This is a genomic window from Collinsella sp. AF15-51 (assembly GCF_003462845.1).
In the GTDB taxonomy this organism is placed as follows: Bacteria; Actinomycetota; Coriobacteriia; order Coriobacteriales; family Coriobacteriaceae; genus Collinsella.
In genome coordinates this window covers 1-18,090 of the sequence record NZ_QRYG01000020.1, presented here as the reverse complement: position 1 = coordinate 18,090, position 18,090 = coordinate 1, and the positions used below count along the sequence as shown (strand labels likewise).

13 protein-coding genes and 2 tRNA genes are annotated in these 18,090 nt (G+C 59.7%); 2 read left to right on the top strand and 13 right to left on the bottom strand.

Features of this window, described 5'->3' with window-relative positions; all coding sequences use genetic code 11:
- Position 1 precedes the first annotated feature (1 nt).
- The 11 genes from DWW51_RS08790 to rimP form a co-directional block, all read right to left on the bottom strand.
- A tRNA-Asn gene (locus tag DWW51_RS08790) sits at positions 2-76 on the bottom strand.
- A 34-nt stretch (positions 77-110) separates the two neighbouring features.
- Positions 111-185: transfer RNA gene (locus tag DWW51_RS08785), tRNA-Asn, on the bottom strand.
- A 164-nt stretch (positions 186-349) separates the two neighbouring features.
- Positions 350-1,699 carry an RNA polymerase sigma factor RpoD gene (gene rpoD / locus DWW51_RS08780; RefSeq protein WP_055286388.1) on the bottom strand — a complete coding sequence of 450 codons (1,350 nt, stop codon included), beginning with the start codon at positions 1,697-1,699 and terminating at the stop codon, positions 350-352.
- Between the two features lie 110 nt (positions 1,700-1,809).
- On the bottom strand, positions 1,810-3,918 hold the full coding sequence (dnaG, locus tag DWW51_RS08775) for a DNA primase (RefSeq protein WP_117774236.1): 2,109 nt from the start codon (positions 3,916-3,918) through the stop codon (positions 1,810-1,812).
- Positions 3,911-4,918: a riboflavin biosynthesis protein RibF gene (ribF, locus tag DWW51_RS08770; protein WP_231501625.1), complete on the bottom strand. Its 1,008-nt coding sequence runs from the start codon at positions 4,916-4,918 to the stop codon at positions 3,911-3,913. Before ribF ends, dnaG begins: the two co-directional genes overlap by 8 nt.
- Positions 4,915-5,847 carry a tRNA pseudouridine(55) synthase TruB gene (gene truB / locus DWW51_RS08765; protein WP_117774235.1) on the bottom strand — a complete coding sequence of 311 codons (933 nt, stop codon included), beginning with the start codon at positions 5,845-5,847 and terminating at the stop codon, positions 4,915-4,917. Before truB ends, ribF begins: the two co-directional genes overlap by 4 nt.
- 15 nt (positions 5,848-5,862) lie before the next feature.
- The gene (locus DWW51_RS08760) at positions 5,863-6,906 is read right to left on the bottom strand and encodes a bifunctional oligoribonuclease/PAP phosphatase NrnA (protein ID WP_099431635.1); all 1,044 of its coding nucleotides are present in this window, start codon (positions 6,904-6,906) and stop codon (positions 5,863-5,865) included.
- A complete protein-coding gene (gene rbfA, locus DWW51_RS08755; protein WP_117774234.1) occupies positions 6,899-7,309 on the bottom strand; it encodes a 30S ribosome-binding factor RbfA in 411 nt (136 codons plus the stop codon). Before rbfA ends, DWW51_RS08760 begins: the two co-directional genes overlap by 8 nt.
- An 11-nt stretch (positions 7,310-7,320) precedes the next feature.
- Positions 7,321-10,035 carry a translation initiation factor IF-2 gene (infB, locus tag DWW51_RS08750; protein WP_117774233.1) on the bottom strand — a complete coding sequence of 905 codons (2,715 nt, stop codon included), beginning with the start codon at positions 10,033-10,035 and terminating at the stop codon, positions 7,321-7,323.
- Between the two features lie 91 nt (positions 10,036-10,126).
- Positions 10,127-11,374 carry a transcription termination factor NusA gene (gene nusA, locus DWW51_RS08745; RefSeq protein WP_006234042.1) on the bottom strand — a complete coding sequence of 416 codons (1,248 nt, stop codon included), beginning with the start codon at positions 11,372-11,374 and terminating at the stop codon, positions 10,127-10,129.
- Between the two features lies 1 nt (position 11,375).
- Positions 11,376-11,870 (bottom strand): ribosome maturation factor RimP, encoded by a 495-nt coding sequence (rimP, locus tag DWW51_RS08740; RefSeq protein ID WP_117774232.1) that lies wholly within the window; start codon positions 11,868-11,870, stop codon positions 11,376-11,378.
- 369 nt (positions 11,871-12,239) lie between these two features.
- Between rimP and DWW51_RS08735 the strand changes: the two genes are divergently transcribed.
- The gene (locus DWW51_RS08735; RefSeq protein WP_117774231.1) at positions 12,240-12,812 is read left to right on the top strand and encodes a hypothetical protein; all 573 of its coding nucleotides are present in this window, start codon (positions 12,240-12,242) and stop codon (positions 12,810-12,812) included.
- 104 nt (positions 12,813-12,916) lie between these two features.
- Here the strand turns inward: DWW51_RS08735 and leuS are convergent, their stop codons facing one another.
- A complete protein-coding gene (gene leuS / locus DWW51_RS08730) occupies positions 12,917-15,493 on the bottom strand; it encodes a leucine--tRNA ligase (protein ID WP_117774230.1) in 2,577 nt (858 codons plus the stop codon).
- Positions 15,494-15,706: 213 nt separating this feature from the next.
- Complete coding sequence (locus DWW51_RS08725; RefSeq protein ID WP_117774229.1) at positions 15,707-17,056, bottom strand: DNA cytosine methyltransferase; 1,350 nt, start codon at positions 17,054-17,056, stop codon at positions 15,707-15,709.
- A 111-nt stretch (positions 17,057-17,167) separates the two neighbouring features.
- Here DWW51_RS08725 and DWW51_RS08720 point away from each other — a divergent pair, with 111 nt between their 5' ends.
- Positions 17,168-18,031 (top strand): SinI family restriction endonuclease, encoded by an 864-nt coding sequence (locus DWW51_RS08720; RefSeq protein WP_117774228.1) that lies wholly within the window; start codon positions 17,168-17,170, stop codon positions 18,029-18,031.
- Positions 18,032-18,090: the final 59 nt, after the last annotated feature.

Sequence of the window (18,090 nt, the reverse complement as noted above, 5' to 3'; positions counted from 1 at the left end):
CTGGCTCCCCGGGTAGGACTCGAACCTACAACAGCGCGGTTAACAGCCGCGTGCTCTACCATTGAGCTACCGAGGAATTTAAAAGCCCAGCGGAATGGGCTGAGAAATTCTGGCTCCCCGGGTAGGACTCGAACCTACAACAGCGCGGTTAACAGCCGCGTGCTCTACCATTGAGCTACCGAGGAATAGGTGCGTGCTCTCAAGCAACGAAGTTTATTATACGGACGAATCAGCTCAGGGCAAGAACTTTTTTAAGAATTTTTCCGACCTAGTCATTGGGGACGTCCCCAATGACCACATGAAAGCGCCCCCAAGCGGATGTGCTTGAGGGCGCTTCTTGCTTGCGAGGTTATGACTCGATGTAGTCCTTCAGCTTGCTGCTGCGGCTCGGGTGGCGGAGCTTGGCCAAGGTCTTGGACTCGATCTGGCGGATACGCTCGCGCGTGACGCCAAACTCGCGGCCGACTTCCTCGAGCGTGCGGGGATGCCCGTCGACAAGGCCAAAGCGCAGCTCGATAACCTTGCGCTCACGATCGGCAAGCGAGTCGAGCACCTGAGTGAGCTGCTCCTGCAGCATGGAGAAGCTGGCGGCATCGGGCGGAACGATAGCCTGGGAGTCCTCGATAAAGTCGCCCAGCTGGGAATCCTCTTCCTCGCCGATGGGGGTCTCGAGCGACACGGGCTCCTGCGAGATCTTCTGGATCTCGCGGACGCGGTCGGCGCTCATGTCCATCTCGGCACCGATCTCCTCGGGGGTCGGGTCGCGACCCAGGTCCTGAAGGAGCTGGCGCTGCACGCGGACGAGCTTGTTGATAGTCTCAACCATATGCACGGGAATACGGATGGTACGGGCCTGATCGGCAATGGCGCGCGTAATGGCCTGACGGATCCACCACGTGGCGTACGTGGAGAACTTAAAGCCCTTCTGGTAGTCGAACTTCTCGACGGCGCGGATCAGACCGAGGTTGCCCTCCTGGATCAGGTCAAGGAACAGCATGCCGCGGCCGACATAGCGTTTGGCGATGGAGACGACCAGACGCAGGTTTGCGCTGATGAGTGCCTGCTTGGCTTCGAGGCCCACGTTCTCAATGCGCGTAAGACGACGCATCTCGGCACGCGTGAGCTCGAGCTCGCCGGCATCGGCAGCCTCGAGCTTCTCGGTGGCCTCGAGACCGGCCTCGATCTTCATGGCCAAATCGACCTCTTCGGAGGCGGTCAGCAGGTCGACCTTGCCGATCTCCTTGAGGTACATACGAACCGGATCGCCGGTCAGCATCACCGTGGAGGCATCGATGCCACGCACGCGGGAGCGTGAACGGGACGTGCGCACGGTGCGCTTCTTCTTGCTCTTGGAAGAACCCATCTCGGCATCGGCCTGACGGGCCATCTTGAGCTCGTGATCGTCGAGCGAGCCGGAATCGTGCTCGTCGTCGTCATCGAAATCGTCGGTATCGGTATCGTTATCGTCATCGTCGACGTCCATGGGGGCGTCGTCGTTACCGCTCGCGGAGATAATCTGGATGCCGCTGTTGCGCAGCGCGGAATACACCGCGGTGAGCTGCTCGTCAGAAACATCGATATCCTTCAGGGCGACCTGAATCTCGTCCTCGGTTACCGAAGTCCTGTTTGAGCCGTTGCCCATGAGCTTTGCAACGTAGGATTCCAGCCCAGTACCCGTGCTCTCAGTCTTTTTTGGCACAGATTCTCCCTTCATAGTCCACAGGACTCAATACTTTAGCACACACATTGACATCTATACCCAAAAAGAGGACTGGATATAGGCGAGAATACGCTGGTTGACCACAACATCTAGGTTTGTTCGGTGCCCGCGGCCTCCAGACCGATCAAACGGAACGGGTCCGCCACGCCGCCGATAGACTTTTGCAGCTCGCGTTGACGCTGCGAATCCTGCGCGGCCTGCACGGTCAACGCGCGACGGGCCTCATCATCGAGCGAACGGTCCTGGCGCAGCTTGGCCTGTGCGGCACGCATGCGGCGCTTGATGGTGTAGAGCTCGAGCGTATCGAGCATGAACACGATGTTCGTCTCGGTGGGGTGCTTGCTCGTCGCGGAGATGCGCCCGGCACTCACAAGCGTTGCCGCCTCGGGACAGACCGAGCGCGCCGCATCCATGCAGGCTGCAGGATCGGTTCCCGGCGGCGTTGCCAGAACGGCCCATGCGATGGACTCGTGACGTGGGTCAACCCACTCGATAGAGCAGATGCGGTCGGCATACGTGCGGAACAGGTCGGGGTAGCTCGTGAGCATCGTCAACAGCTCGCGCTCCCCTGCCAAGGACTTGCGCTCAAGATCAGTAAGAACCATCGGCGCCGCCGCAGCCGGAGCGCCCGAACCATCAGTCACAGGCACAGCACCCATACCATCAGGCACATCGATCGGCGGCAGGTCGTCGACGACCTCCACGGGCGCGGCACCGTAGGCATCGAGCGGGACGTAGTCATACGGCTCTTCTTCGACCGGCGCGGACACCGGCGGCGTCGCGCCCGATGCCCAAGCACCGCGAGATGCCCCCTGCGAACCAGACGTCCGACCGCCCGCGCTACCAGAGCGCTCGGCTTGCGCCCGCTGGCGTTCATAGTTCTGCTCACGACGTCGTTCCGCATCTTCGCGCTTGGCGACATCGCGAAACACGCGACCCGAACTCGCGCGAACCGTCTCCAGATCCAAACCCAGCAGATCGGCAATCTGGATAAAGTATGTGTCGATCATATAGCTATCGCGCAGCGGATAGATAAGCGTCAGCGCATCTTCCAGCGCCTTGGCACGACCGCCCGGCGTGGTGATGTCACTCGACTCCTGCAGCGAACGGTAGACAAAGTCCATGAGCGGCTCGGCAGCGTCGATGCGCGCCTGAAGCTCCTGTCCACCATGCGCCGTGATGAACTCCATGGGGTCGTTGCCGTCGGGCAGCACCACGCAGCGCAGGTCCATCGAATCCTGCTCGATAAATTGAATCGCGCGACGGGCGGCCTTCTGGCCCGCGGCATCGCCATCGAACATATACACGATACGCTTGGCAAAGCGGGTGAGCGTCTTGACGTGATGCTCCGTGAGCGCGGTGCCCAGCGTGGCGACAACGTTTTTGATCCCCGCCTCCCAGCAGGCGATACAATCGGTATAGCCCTCCACCACGATGGCCGTATCCTGCGCGACGATAAACTCCTTGGCCCAGTTAAAGCCATAGAGGTTTCGCTTTTTATGGAACACGCTCGTCTCGGCGGTGTTGAGGTACTTGGGTTGGCCGTCACCCATGATGCGCCCGCCAAAGGCAATGTTGTGACCCTGCTCGTCAAAGATGGGAAACATCACGCGGTCGTAGAAGCGGTCGGCAAGCTGCCCGCGCCCGCGGCTCACGGCAACGTTGGCGTCGATCATCTCCTGCGGGGTAAAACCCGCCTGGGACAGGTGCGACACCAGCGCGTTGCGGCCCGGTGCAAAGCCCAGGCAGTAGCGGCGGCAGACGTCGCCACCCATACCACGGCTGGCAAAGTACTCGCGTGGACGGCCGTCCTTACCGCGCATAAGCATGGTGTGGTAGAACTGGGCGGTCTCGGCACACAGATCGTAGATGCGGGCACGCTTGGTACCGCGCTCGCGACGATCTCCGGTGTCATGCAGCTCAATACCCGCACGATCGGCCAAATAGCGGATTGACTCGGGAAAGCTCAGGTTTTCGCGCTTCATGATATAGGTGAAGACGTCGCCGCCTTCGCCGCAGCCAAAGCAGTGCCAGACCTGCGTAGCGGGGATAATGTGGAAAGAAGGCGTCTTTTCGCCATGGAAGGGGCAGCAACCCCAAAACTCATGGCCGCGGGGCTTGAGCTCAACCGTTTCCTGCACGATGGCAACTAAGTCGGACGCAGCGCGTACCTGGTCTTTTTCCTCATCGCTAATCACGGATACTCACCCCCTGCTCGCCCAAGTTGTGACGAATATCCTCGATATTACCCTCGACGGTCGAGATCAACTCATCCAGCGATTCGAACACACGCGAGGGACGCAGCCAGCGCGTAAACGCCAGCGAAACGGAAGCGCCGTACAGGTCGCCCGTATAACCAATTAAGTTAGCCTCGAGATGCGATGAAGCGGCATCGTCGGCATACGTCGGCGGCAGGCCGACATTAACGGCAGCGGGCCACGCGATGTCATCGACGAGCACCAGACCCTCATACACACCATCGGCAGGCACCTGAATGCCGTCGGGAACCTGCAGGTTTGCCGTGGGAAAGCCCATGTCAGAACCCTCGTGACGGCCACGAATAACACCGCCACGCAGCATATACGGGCGGCCGAGCAACTCAGCAGCAAGCTCCACATGGCCCTGTCCCAGCTCATGACGAATGCGGGTGGCGCAAATGGCCTCACCGCCCTCGCAAAGCAGGTCGTGACCATACACGTCAACGCCGCGCTCGGAACCCCAAGAGCGCATCTCGGCAACACCAGAAGCACCGCCACGACCCAGCCTAAAGTCGCTGCCAACGCGAATCGAACGAATGTCGACCAGACGCGACACCAGCGAGAGAAAAGCAACATGGTCGAGTGCCGCAACCTCAGGCGTAAAGGGAACGGCCACCACCGCATCGACCCCGGTCTGAGCCAAGGCATGTAGACGGTCGGCCGTCGTCATCAATTTTTGAGCGGGCGAAGGACTCACCACAACGTCCGGATCGGGATCGAAAGTGACCACGACCGCCTTGCAATCATGGGCGCGCGCATCGCTAACAAGCGCCGCAATGAGCTCCTGGTGTCCACGGTGAACGCCGTCGAACACGCCGATGGCAATCGATGCGGCACCCAGGTGCTCGCACTCATCAAATGCATCGGCAGCAACGATGCGAGCCTCGTCCGACTCGCCCGCGAAAAAGATACGCGCGAGCTCGCGAGCGGACAACATCATCGAACACCGCCGATTGCCTGCGGAAACACGTGCTCCATGACAAAGCGGCCACTCTCAATGCGGGCGAGCGCCTTGAGTCCCCCATCGAGCACCAACGCAAACGGCGACTTCGAGGTATCGAAATCGGCAAGCGCACGCTCAACGGGAATGCGTCGGCCGCAGAGCAGGTCATCGGCAAGATTGCCAGGCAAGTCAACACGCGTGGCGCCCAGGGCCGCAATGGGATCCAGGGCAAAGCCAGCCGCGGACTCGGGGGAAAGTTCCTCGACCGCATGACAAGCGCCAATGGAAACAACACCGGAGGCCGTGCGGCGCAACGCGGAAATGTGCGCGGCGCTCTCACAGGCGCGGCCCAAGTCTCGAGCGAGCGCACGGATATAGGTGCCCTTGCTCACCGAGAACGCCACGGTCCACACACACGTATCACCTTCGCCGCCCACGGCGATCAGGTCGGCGGCATAGACCTCGACAGGGCGCGGAGGTAGGTCCACCGCATTGCCCTCGCGAGCAGACTTGTAGGCGCGAACGCCATTGACCGAGATAGCCGAAAACGCCGGCGGCACCTGCATCTGCGGACCCAGCATGGCCGCCAAGCGCTCACGGGCATAGGCAGGATCGCGGAGCTCGTTGGCAACAGCCACCGTGCGGACCGCCTCGCCCTCCGCATCATCGGTATTGGTCTCGGCGCCAAACGAAATGTCGGCGACATAGCTTTTGGTATCGAGGGTTAGCATGCCCAGCAGACGGGTGGCCTGGCCAACACCCACCACCATGACACCCGATGCCATGGGGTCGAGCGTGCCGGCATGGCCGACGCGACGCTCATGGAGGGCGCGCCGACATTGCGAGACCACATCGTGGGACGTGCAGCCCACCGGCTTATCGACGGCGAGCAGCATATTCAGTTGAGAAGGCGTACGACGAGCCATGTACCATCCAAAAAGTTAAAGCTCGACGGTCACCGAAGCGGGATCCTCCCCTACCAGTTCGGCCAGCATGGGAAGTGCCACGGTGAGCGTCTCGAGAATCGTTCCGTTGTTGGAGAAACCGGCGGCAGCGGGATGTCCGCCTCCGCCAAAGGCAGCAGCGATCTCGGACACGTTGAGGTCGCCCTTGGAGCGCAGGTTGCCGCGCACCTTGGTATCGCCCTCAATGCCCTTCAGGAACAGGCAGACTTCGACGCCCATCACCGAGCGAACCACATCGACCAGGCCGTCGCACTCATCCGAGGTGACACCGCAAGCCTCAAGGTCACTCTGGTACGCGTAGCTATACGCGACGCGCCCGTGGGCCACCGTCTTAATGCGGCCCATAACGATGGACTTGAGGTGCAAAAATTCAACGCGCATGCTCTGGTAGACCTCGAGTGCCACACGCGCCGGATCGGCACCGTGGGCAACCAGACGCGAGGCTGCATGGAACGCGGCGGCATCGGCGTTTTGGTACTGAAAACGGCCGGTATCGGTAACCAAGCCACACAGCAGGCAGGTCGCAACGCCATCACGTGCGACAATGCCGCAATTGTCCAAGAAGCGGTCGATGATCATGGCGCAGGCTGCAGCTTCGACGCGCCTCAGGCTGAGCTCGGCAAACTCCTCACGCGCCGGATGGTGATCGAAGCACACCACATGCTTGGAGCGACGAAGCACCTCGGCGGAATTATTGAGACGCTCGACGACCGGCACGTCCACCGAGATGAACAGGTCCGGATTGCCGGTGTACGCAGATGCCGGCACCAGGCGATCGGAGCCTTCCATAAAGCGGTAAATGCGCGGAACTGGGTCATCATCTGCCAGCAGCAGCGCAATGTCCTTGTTGGGGAAAAACTTCATGAGCGAAAGGCCCAGACCCAAAACGGAGCCCAAGGCATCGCCATCGGGAGAAGTATGTCCCGAAATCGCAATGGAGGACGCACCCTCGATGAGCTCGAGGATGCGTCGCTGAATATCTGCAGACTCGCACGAGGCGAGGTCGGCGGAATTAGTCATCTAAAGCTGCCTCCTGGGCGGCATCCGCTATCGGATAGCCGTCCTCGTCCTTTTCGATCGCAAGCGTGGCGGGAACGTTTTCCAGCGCACGCGTGATGCGCTCGGCCTCATCGGTCGAGCGATCGATGCGAAAATCGAGCTCGGGCGTAACACGCCAATCGAGCGAGCGAGCCAACAGGCTGCGAATACGGCCCTTAGCGCTTGCGAGCGCCTCCATGACCTCGTCGTAGCGGCTCGCATCGCACGACACGTACACGCGCGCGAACGAACGGTCCACCGTGACCTCGACCGCGGTCAAAGTAACCAGGTCGAGACGCGGATCGGAAACCTCAAAGAGCAGGATATAACCGAGCTTCTCGCGAAGCTGCTCGCCCAGACGGCGGGTTGCCTGCGTTTGCTTCATAGCGCTACCCCCTACTCGGTACGGGCAACCTGGTCGATACGATAACCCTCGATCTGGTCGCCGGGCTTGATGTCCTGGAAGTTCTCCAGGCCAATGCCGCCCTCGGAACCGCTCTTGAGGCTCTTGGCCTCGTCCTTGTAGTGACGCATCGAGGCGATCTTGCCGTTGAAGACCACGATGCCGTCGCGCACCAGACGCACGGAATCGGTCGCGGCGATCTCGCCCTCTTCGACGCGGACACCGGCGGCGATACCGACTTTAGGCACCTTGAAGGTGTCCAGGACGGTCGCGGTACCCGTGGAGACCTCGACCTCGGTGGGCTTGAGCATGCCGATACGGGCAGCGTCGAGCTCCTCGAGGCACTTGTAGATGACGTCGTAGCAACGGATCTCGACGCCCTCGCGCTCGGCGGCGGAACGCGCCTTACCGTCGGGGCGGACACCAAAGCCGATGATGATGGCGTTGGAGGCGTCGGCCAGGACGACGTCGGTCTCGTTGATGGCACCAACGGCAGAGTGGATCGTGTTGATGCGAACCTCGGACTGATCCATCTTGTCGAGCGAGTCCTGAAGGGCCTCGATGGAACCCTGGACGTCGGCCTTGATGATCAGGTTGAGCTCCTTGACCTCGGCGTCGGCAATGGTCTCGAAGAGGTTCTCGAGCGTGACGTGCTTGACGCGGCTCTGCTCCTCGATACGGGCCTTGAGCGAACGCTCGTCCGCAAGGGCACGAGCCTCGCGCTCGTCCTCGAACACGCGGAACTCGTCACCGGCGTTGGGTACGGACTGCAGACCCAGGATCTCGACGGCGTCGGAGGGACCGGCCTCGGTGACGGCGCGGCCCTTGGGGTCGAGCATGGCGCGGACGCGGCCGTAGGTGAGGCCGGCGACCAGCGTATCGCCCACGTGCAGGGTACCGCGGGTCACGAGCACGGTAGCGACCGAGCCGCGGCCCTTGTCGAGCTTGGCCTCGAGGACGTTGCCGGAGGCAAAGGTGTCCGGGTTGGCCTTGAGCTCGAGCACGTCGGCCTGGAGCAGCACGGTCTCGAGCAGATCGTCGATACCGATCTTCTGCTTGGCCGAAATGTTGACGAACATGTTCTGTCCGCCCCACTCCTCGGGGATGACACCGTACTCGGTGAGCTCCTGGCGCACGCGGTCGGGGTTGGCACCCGGCTTATCGATCTTGTTGACGGCGACGACGATGGGTACGCCGGCGGCCTTGGCGTGGTTGATCGACTCGACGGTCTGGGGCATGACGCCGTCGTCGGCGGCCACGATCAGAATGACGATGTCGGTCACCTTGGCACCACGGGCACGCATGGCCGTAAAGGTGGCATGACCCGGGGTATCGATGAAGGTGATCTTGCGGTCGTTGATCATGACCTGCGAAGCACCGATGGCCTGCGTGATGCCGCCCGCCTCGCCGGCAGCGACGCCGGTGTGACGGATAGCGTCGAGCAGCGACGTCTTGCCGTGGTCGACGTGGCCCATGACGGTGACGACCGGGGCGCGCGGCTTAAGGTCGGCGGGATCGTCGTAGAACGAGAAGGTGTTCTCCTCCTCGGGGGTGATGATCTTGATCTGTCGGCCCAGGTCGTCGGCAACGAGCTCGACGAGGTCGTCGGACATGGACTGCGTCATGGTGAGCGGCGTGCCCAGCAGGAACAGGCGCTTGATGATGTCGTTGGCCGGAACGTCGAGCGCCTCGGCGAGCTCCTGGACGGTAACGCCCTGGGAGACCTTGATGGCGTCGAGCTCCTCGGGGTTCACGCCCTGGGCCAGCGCCTCCTCTATCTTGCGCTCCTCCTGAGCCTTGGCAGCCTCGCGCTCGCGCTTCTCCTTGCGCTTCTTGCGGCGACCGGTGGACTCGCGAGAGGCCTCCTCGACGGCAGCACGAGCCTCCTCGAGTACCTTCTCGCGGCTATACTCCTCGGCCTCGCGAGCCATGCGGCTATAGTGGTCCTCTTCGTTGTTGTGACCGCCCTTGCGCTTCTTGCCCTTGCCCTGCTTATCGGGGTTGGGGAAGTCCATGCCGGCAGCGACGTTGTTGCTGGCGTTGGTGCGATGGCTGTGCGGACGGCTCTCGGAGGCGTTGCGCTCGGAGTTGTTGTCAGAGGCGTTGCGATCGTTACGACGGCCACCGCGGCGGTCGTTGTTGCCGCCACGACGGTTACCGCGCTCGGCGGCGCGCTCAGCTTTGGCCTTGTCCTCGGCGTCCTTCTTCTCCTTGAGCACGGTCTCCTGTGCGGCGATCTGGTCGAGCAGCGAACGGAAGCGCGAACCGGAGTCGGAAGCGGGAACGGCGCGGCGCTGGGCCTCGCGGACAGCCTCCTCCTTCTCGCGAGCAAGACGCTCCTGCTCGGCCTTCTTCTTGGCCTCGGCCTCGGCGCGGGCAGCCTCCTCGGCAGCCTGGGCTGCGGCAAACTGGCGGCGCTCCTCCTCGCGTGCCTTCTCGGCGGCGATGCGCTCGCGCTCGGCCTCGGCGGCGCGGGCGGCTTCCTCGGCGGCAGCTGCCTGCTCCTCGGCCTGCTTGGCGGCCTCGACTTCCTGAGCGCGGGCCTCGATCACCGAGGCGAGCTGCTTGCGGACCATGGCGACATAGGCGTCCTCCAAGGTGGAGGAAGCGGACTTAGCAGGAATCTTCATATCGGCGAGATGACCCATCAGTTCCTTGGAGGTCATGCCGAACTCTTTGGCCAGGGTGGACACACGGACTTTTGCCATATGACTTCACCTACCCTTTCTGGCACCTTGGGTGCCTAGAGACTGAACGAGCGTGGGAGACGCGCCGGGACCCACCCGGCGCGACCGCGCGCTAGATCAGGTCCTCCGCATCATCGAAGGCGTCGGTGTCGTGGACACCGCAGAAACGGGAGCCGGGACGGGCCTGGTTGCGGCACTGGATGCCGTCCTCGGACACGTACTCGCAGCGGCGGACGTCCTCGTCCTCCTCGTCACCGATCAGGTCGGCGGCGGGCTCCTCGTGAACGGGAACGTTCTTGAGGATGTCGGCGGCAAGCGTCTCGGACTTGATGTCAATGTGCCAGCCGGTCAGGCGCGCGGCGAGGCGGGCGTTCTGGCCCTCCTTGCCGATGGCGAGGGACAGCTGGTCGTCGGGCACGATGACGCCGGCGTAGGCCTTCTCCTCGTCGATGAGGACGCGGGTGACCTTAGCGGGCGACAGGGCGTTGGCGACGTAGACGGCAGGATCGGCATCCCACAGGATGACGTCGACGCGCTCGCCACGGAGCTCGCCCACGACAGCGCGAACACGGCTGCCCTTGGGGCCGACGCAGGCGCCCACGGGATCCAGACGGTCGTCGAGGGAGTGGACGGCGACCTTGGAACGCTGGCCGGGCTCGCGGGCGATCGACTTGATCTGGACGGTGCCCTCATAGATCTCGGGCACCTCCTGCTCAAACAGACGACGCATGAGCTCGGGGTGGGTACGGGAGATGACAATCGGCGGACGGCTGTGCTCGCCACGAACCGGCTGCAGGTTGGAGTTGGGGTCGCGAACGTCGATGATCACGGCCTTGATGTGCTGGTTGTGCAGGTAACGCTCGCCCATCGGGCGCTCGTTGCGCTCGTTCTCGTAACGGCGCTGATCGAAGTGCGGCAGCTCGGCCTCGACGCCCTCGCGAATCTTGACGATCGTGAAGTCGGGCGTGGATTGCAGCACGGTACCGCTGATGAGGTCACCGATGCGGCCGGAGAACTCCTCGTAGATCTGCTCGCGGGCGGAGTTGCGCACGATGGCGTTGATCTCTGCCTTGGCGTGCTGGGCGGCGATGCGGCTCGTGTTCTTGGGGGTGACGTCGATCTCCTCGAACTCGGTGAAGTTGCCCTCCTCGTCCATGGAATCGTCGATCGGCTCCAGGCGGTAGACATAGATCTTGCCGGTGGTGCGGTCGATGGTCACCTTGGCGCCCCACTCAAGATGCAGGATCTCGGCGTAGCTCTTGGCGAGCGACTGCTCCAGGCGGTCGATCAGGTAGAGCTGGTCGATGTGCTTCTCCTGGCAAAGCTCCATCAGGGCGGACATCATGTCGGATGCTGCCATCTTACTTTCCTTCCTTCGCGGGCTTGAAGTCGTAGGTGGGCTTCAACTTGCACTTTTTAACATCAGAGAAATCGAGGGTAACGGACTCGCCGTTGTCGAGCTCGAGGGTCACGTCGGTCTCGGTCGCAGCGGCAATCTTGCCGGCGTACTTGCGACGGCCCTCGGTGGCGGTGGAGGTGAGCTCACAGTTCTCGCCCACAAAGCGGGCAAAGTCGCACGGGCGGCGCAGCGGGCGCGCCATACCCGGGCTCGACACCTCGAGCGTATAGCTCGAAGAGATGGGATCGAGCTCCTCAATCACATCGCCGACCCACTTGGTGTTGGCCGTGACGTCATTGAGCGACAGGCTCTGGCCCTCGGCACCCTCGATACGCACACGCACGCAGGGGGCCTTGGTGGCACCCATGAGCTCGACGTCAACGATGTCGACATCGTGCTGGGGAGCAACGGCCTCGAGCGCGTCGATGATCGCCTGCTCGGTCTTAGTTTTGACCATTGCGGCACCTCCATCCATACAAAAAAGAAGCGGGGCCGAAACCCCACTTCTTTCAATTACAACTTCATTTGCAAGCAAACTATACCAATACCTGCGAAAACGTGCAAGCACAGTACGAATCTGCAGGTCAGCGTGCGCACAGCTTCTCCACAAGAATAGGACAATTGGTCGAGGAACCCCATGCGGCGCACCCTCAACAGCCCCAAAACGGGCCATGCGTCCCATTCCACAGGCCCGTTCGGACCCCAAGGGCATTCCTCCCCGAGCCCCTATCGATCAGACTTACGCTAAGGGGCATTCTGCAACAAGCCAGCCAGCAAGTCGCGCAACGACGAACCATTCCAAATCCTCTACGGCAAGGAGGCACACATGAAACGTCTAGGCACCCCCTGCATAACTGCGCTCGCCATCGCAACGTGCTCGTTGGCCCTCTTAGGCTGCGGCAACACGAATGGCAAAACCGGAACATGCGAACCGAACCCTGGCAGCACCAAAGCCATCGAGAAAAAGACGCCATCGGAAAGTTTTGACAAAATAGACGAAGACCTAATCGATCCCCAGGGCTTGGGTGCCGACCCCCAAGAACAGTTCCCCATCGACCTTGAGGCGGACGAGAATGTACATGTCACCTGTGTGGGTAAAGATACCGACGGCTACGGCGACGCCGTTCTGGTTTTTACGGTTACCAATAACACGGGTGTCGACATGATGTTTGGCGACGCGGACTCCTACGCTTACGTCGACGGCGTGGTCCGCGACGTGCGCATGCGCCAGCCGGTCGCAGCGGGCGAGGAAACGCGCGCCATGCTCACCTTTGTGGGCACCTTCGACGACCCGGACTTTGATGTGAACAACGACCTCAACGACATCTACCTCAACATCTGGATGTTCGAAGAGGCAACAGGCAACGTTTACTTTAGGGACCTGGTACACATCCCGTAGAAGACGGTGCGACGCACTGACTAAGCAGGGCAGACAACACAAAACGAGGGACGACCCAACCGGACCGTCCCTCGTTTATTGCATGTCAGCTTTACGCGCAGAGCTTATTTGACCACCAGGTTGACCAGCTTGCCGGGCACGCAGATGGCCTTGACTACCGTCTTGCCCTCGGTCCACTTGGATACGGCGGCCTCGGCGGCAGCCTGCATCTCCTCGTTGGAGGCGTCGCGGGCGACGTCGATGCGGCCACGGACCTTGCCGAGCACCTGTACGACGATCTGCACCGTGTCCTCGATGGACTCGGCCAGGTCGAACTCGGGCCAGGCGGCGGTGTAGGCGTTGCCCTCGCAGCCGAGTGCCTCATGCCACAGTTCATCGGCCCAGAACGGGCAGATGGGGGCAAGGACGCTTACGATATCCTTGGCCACGCCGTAGCACAGCGCCTTGTCACGGGAAGCGCCCTCAGTAGCATTGAGGTAGGCACTCGCGGCATTGACGAGTTCCATGACGGCCGAGATGGCGGTGTTGAACTGGCCGCGGTCAAAGTCCTCGGTGCACTTGGCGATGGTGCGGTGACGCTCGCGATAGAGCTTCATCGCAACCTCGTCGAGCGCGGACTTGTCGAAGGCCACGTTGGCGTCGCCGGACTGGACGAGCTGCCAAACGATACGCCAGGCGCGCTTGATGAAGCGGCTGGCGCCCTCAACGGCCTTGGGATCCCAGTCGAAGTCCTTCTCGGGCGGGGCGATAAACAGGATCGCCAGACGCATGGTGTCGGCACCGTAGGGCTCGATAACCGAGCTCGGGGGCACGACATTGCCCTTGGACTTGGACATGGTATCGCCGTTCTCGTCCTTAACCATGCCCTGGCACAGCAGGTTGGTGAAGGGCTCGTCCACGCTCAGCAGGCCCAGGTCGCGCAGCGCCTTGGTAAAGAAGCGGCTGTAGAGCAGGTGCAGGATGGCGTGCTCGATGCCGCCGATGTAGTTATCGACGGGCATCCAACGGTCGGCGGCTTCGCGGGAGAAGGGCAGCTCAGTGTTGTGCGGGTCGGTATAGCGCAGGTAATACCAACTGGAGCAGGTAAAGGTGTCCATGGTATCGGTCTCGCGCTTGGCCGGGCGGCCGCAGACCGGGCAGGTGGTCTCGTAGAACTCCTTGCACTCGACAAGGGTCTCGCCGGCACCCAGATCCAGGTTCTCGGGCAGCGTCACCGGCAGCTGGTCCTCGGGCACGGGCACGATGCCGCAGTGCTCGCAGTGGATAGCCGGGATGGGGTTGCCCCAATAGCGCTGGCGGCTGATGAGCCAGTCGCGCAGACGGAACTCGACCTTACGACGACCGCAGCCCATGGCCTCGAGGTCGGCCACGATCGCAGCCTCGCCCTCGGAGTGCTTGCCGCCGCGCATACCGGTGTACTTGCCGGACTGGACGAGCGTACCCTCGGCGGCATGGGCGCAATCCCAGTCGACGGTCTCGGCATGGAAGGTATCGATAGTCTCGCCGCTGGCCTCGACGGCTGCGCGGTCGTCATCGTCCAGGATGATCGGCACGATCGGCAGATCATACTTGCGTGCGAACTCAAAGTCGCGCTGGTCGCCGCAGGGAACGGCCATAACGGCGCCGGTGCCGTAGTCGGCCACAACGTAGTCGGCAACCCACACGGGGACCTTTTCGCCGTTAACGGGGTTCACCACGTAGCGGCCGGTAAAGGCACCGTGCTTCTCGAGAGTGCCCTGGGCACGCTCGACGGCAGAAATGTGCTTGGAGTCCTCAACGATCTTGGTGACGGCCGCCTCGTACTCCGTGCCCTCGACGAGCTCGTGCAGACGGGCGTACTCGGGAGCCAGGACAAAGAAGGAGACGCCAAAAAGGGTATCGGCACGCGTGGTGAAGACGGTAATCTTGCCCTCATCGCCCTCGATGGGCTCGCCATCGGCGTCGCACAGGGTAAAGTCGACCTCGGCACCCTCGGAGCGGCCGATCCAGTTGGCCTGCATCTGCTTGACGCGCTCGGGCCAGCCGGGGAGCTTCTCCAGGTCGTCGAGCAGCTCCTGGGAGTACTCGGTGATCTTGTAGTACCACTGCTCAAGGTCGCGCTTCTCGGGCTCGGTGCCGCAACGCCAGCACTTGCCCTCAGTCACCTGCTCGTTAGCCAAAACGGTCTTGCAGGTGGGGCACCAGTTAACCGGATTCTTCTTACGATAGACCAGGCCCTTTTCCCACATCTTCTCAAAGATCCACTGGCCCCAGCGATAGTAGTCGGGGCTGCAGGTCTTAACGGTGCGATCCAGGTCGTAGGAGAAGCCCATGCGCCTCATCGTGGCGAGCGCCTGGTCCATGTTCTTATACGTCCAGGCGGCAGCCTGCGTGTTGTGCTTGATGGCGGCGTTCTCAGCGGGCAGGCCAAAGGCGTCAAAGCCGATGGGGTGCAGCACGTCAAAGCCGCGCATGCGAGCCTGACGGGCCATGGCATCGCCGATGGTGTAGTTGCGCGCGTGGCCCATGTGTAGGTCGCCCGACGGATACGGGAACATCTCGAGCACATACTTCTTGGGCTTGGTGGCGTCGGTGTCGACGGCAAAGAGGTTCTCGTCGTCCCACGCCTTCATCCACCGGGACTCAATGGCCTGCGCGTCGTAGGCAGGGATCTCATCCTTATGATCTGTGCAATCGCACATATCAGCTCCTTTGTTAGCTGGGTTGGGGCGGGGCGTTCTTACCTTTACTCGCTGCTGCGGACAGTCCTGCTCGCACGAAGAGCACATTAAGTGCTCTTCGGCTCGTGCGGAACTTGCAGCGAGCAAAGGTGAGAACGCCCCGCCACATCGTTAACTCGACTGATGATAGCAAATCACGAAATACAAGGTGTATGCAACTTGCAACAAACCGAACTATCGAATACTCCAAGTCAACTGGCTTGAGTTTTTATATCTTGAATACGGGAAGCCTTCGAACAAGTCTTTATTGTTGTCATTGGACTTCGACATGTCTTTAAGAATTGACTTGCCTAAAGCCTCCCCCAAAGCAATGGGAACAGCATTGCCGATTTGCCTATATATATCGCTAATATCACCTCGGAAAATCCAATCATCCGGAAAGCCCTGAATGGCACGATATTCCTCAATTGAAAGAGGGCGATCTTCTGTGGGGTGGCACAAATCAGTAGCAGGCATTGTCGGGCTTGTGACTAAAGTTGGAGAAGGCCGATCATTCCATATTCTTCTATAAAAACCCGTTTTACCGCCTCCAAGCCGATACGCCTTCCCCATCGCCTCTTCCTGAAGCTCCACAGGCAAATTCTTCCAATACTCACCCTCTTTAAGCAACTTAAAATACTTAAGCCTTTTTTCCGGAAACTGAACGTAATGGTGTTCGTCTTTTAATCCCCGAACGGCATCTGAAAAAGTCATCCAAGGATTAAGTTGCCACTTGGGGTCATTTGAGTTCGTGGGGGTCAGCCAATCACAGATTGAACCGTCTCGTTTAGCAATCAAGACAACTCTCTCCCTAATTTGAGGAGCCCCAAAATTCGCAGCATTATACAAATTGAAGCTCACGCCATAGCCCATTGATTCAAGTTTGTTCAGAACCGTTTTCATAGCGCCGCCGTGTACGGGCTCTCCGCCAGCTTCCAAAGGATATGCCGTAGACAAGAGCCCCCTGACATTTTCAATTACCAAATACTTAGGTCGAAGATGGTCAGCAAGATCGAGATACTTTAGGAATACGTTGCCCCTAACGTCATCGAAGGCGCGACGCGCTCCAGCCGTAGAAAATGCCTGACAAGGAGGCCCGCCAAACATAACATCTATACCCCTTTTGGGGCTAATGCCCGAATAATCAAATACCCGATCGGGAGTAACCTTATTAATGTCTCCTAACAAACCAACATTAGGCCGATTGGACGCAATAGTCATTCGGCACTTCGTGTCATTTTCACAGTAAAGACTGGACGAAATACCGGCCCTCTCCATTCCATAATCCAAGCCAAGCGCCCCAGAAAAAAAAGAAACCGCAGTTAATGCCGAATCAACTACTTCAGTAGCGCGATGGTCTGCGGGAGCGAAGCATAGATTTTTTTTCCTCATAAAGCTGATTATTTCGTTCTCTCTATAGACTCTACGCTTACCAACAAGCGCATAATTGAGATCTCCGTTACGAGATAGTCTTGTAACAGTCTGAGATGTCACCCCAAGACGGCTCGCAACTTCCGCGGAAGACAGTATCGCCTCATTTTCCAAAATGGACTCCAGCAATTAAGTAATTGAACATTTTTTAGTCCATTTTAATTCAAATATACGCTTGTGTATAGGTTTTATCTAGTTGAAAATCAACACAAAGGAGGCACGACCATGGCTAAAAACGCAAAACGTGAAGATGTCAAAAAGAAATTATCGGAATCACTGAATTACTGCAACTCGCATCACATTCCGGCGCAAGAACTCTTTGAATCCATCGCAGACCGAACAATTAACAACGAAACCTGTCACTATGACGCCAATGAAAGAAAAAGGGAAATGAAGTCGCTATTTCCCATTCTTCTCCAAGCCGAAACCTCAGCAATGATTCCCTCGATTCCAATGAAGCCAGATATACTCGAATTAGACTCGAAAGCATTTTTGGAACTTTGGCTAAACAAATGGATTTCAAAATTTCTTTCGGGATGGCAGTCGCTTCCAAGTGATTATGTCGCGAATCCCAAAAAGACGGTTACCGATGAAGCACTGATACATATGGTAATGGACGCAAAACACGCAGGATCAAAAGAGCGCGCTTACGAGTGGGCGGCGCACCACAATTTATTCATGAGTGCTGAAAATATAGGTGGCAGCCTATTGGAGGAGTACATATATTCAAAAATTAAGCCATATGGATGGATTTGGTGCAGAGGGAAGATTCTCACGGCAATCGACTTTTGCAACGATGAATGCACTGCCATGTTTCAGGTAAAAAACAAAACGAATACTGAAAATAGTTCAGGAAAGGGTTTCAGGGAATCCTGCGGCGCAAAAGCATGGAATCGAATGAAGGCGGAGCGTCGTAACGGAAAGATTGAAACATATTGGCCAAAGTTGATTGAAATTGTTCGAGAGGGCAGTACGGTAGATAAACCTGTTCCGAATGATCTCGTCACCGAGGCAGACTATTTGGATTTTGTTTCAAACACGGTCAGAAACAATCCTTATCTGATTAGCGAAAGAGAAGGAGACCTATAACAAAATGGGCTTATAGGACAAAATGTGTGTCCCGATAGAACATCCGTTTCCATCCATTA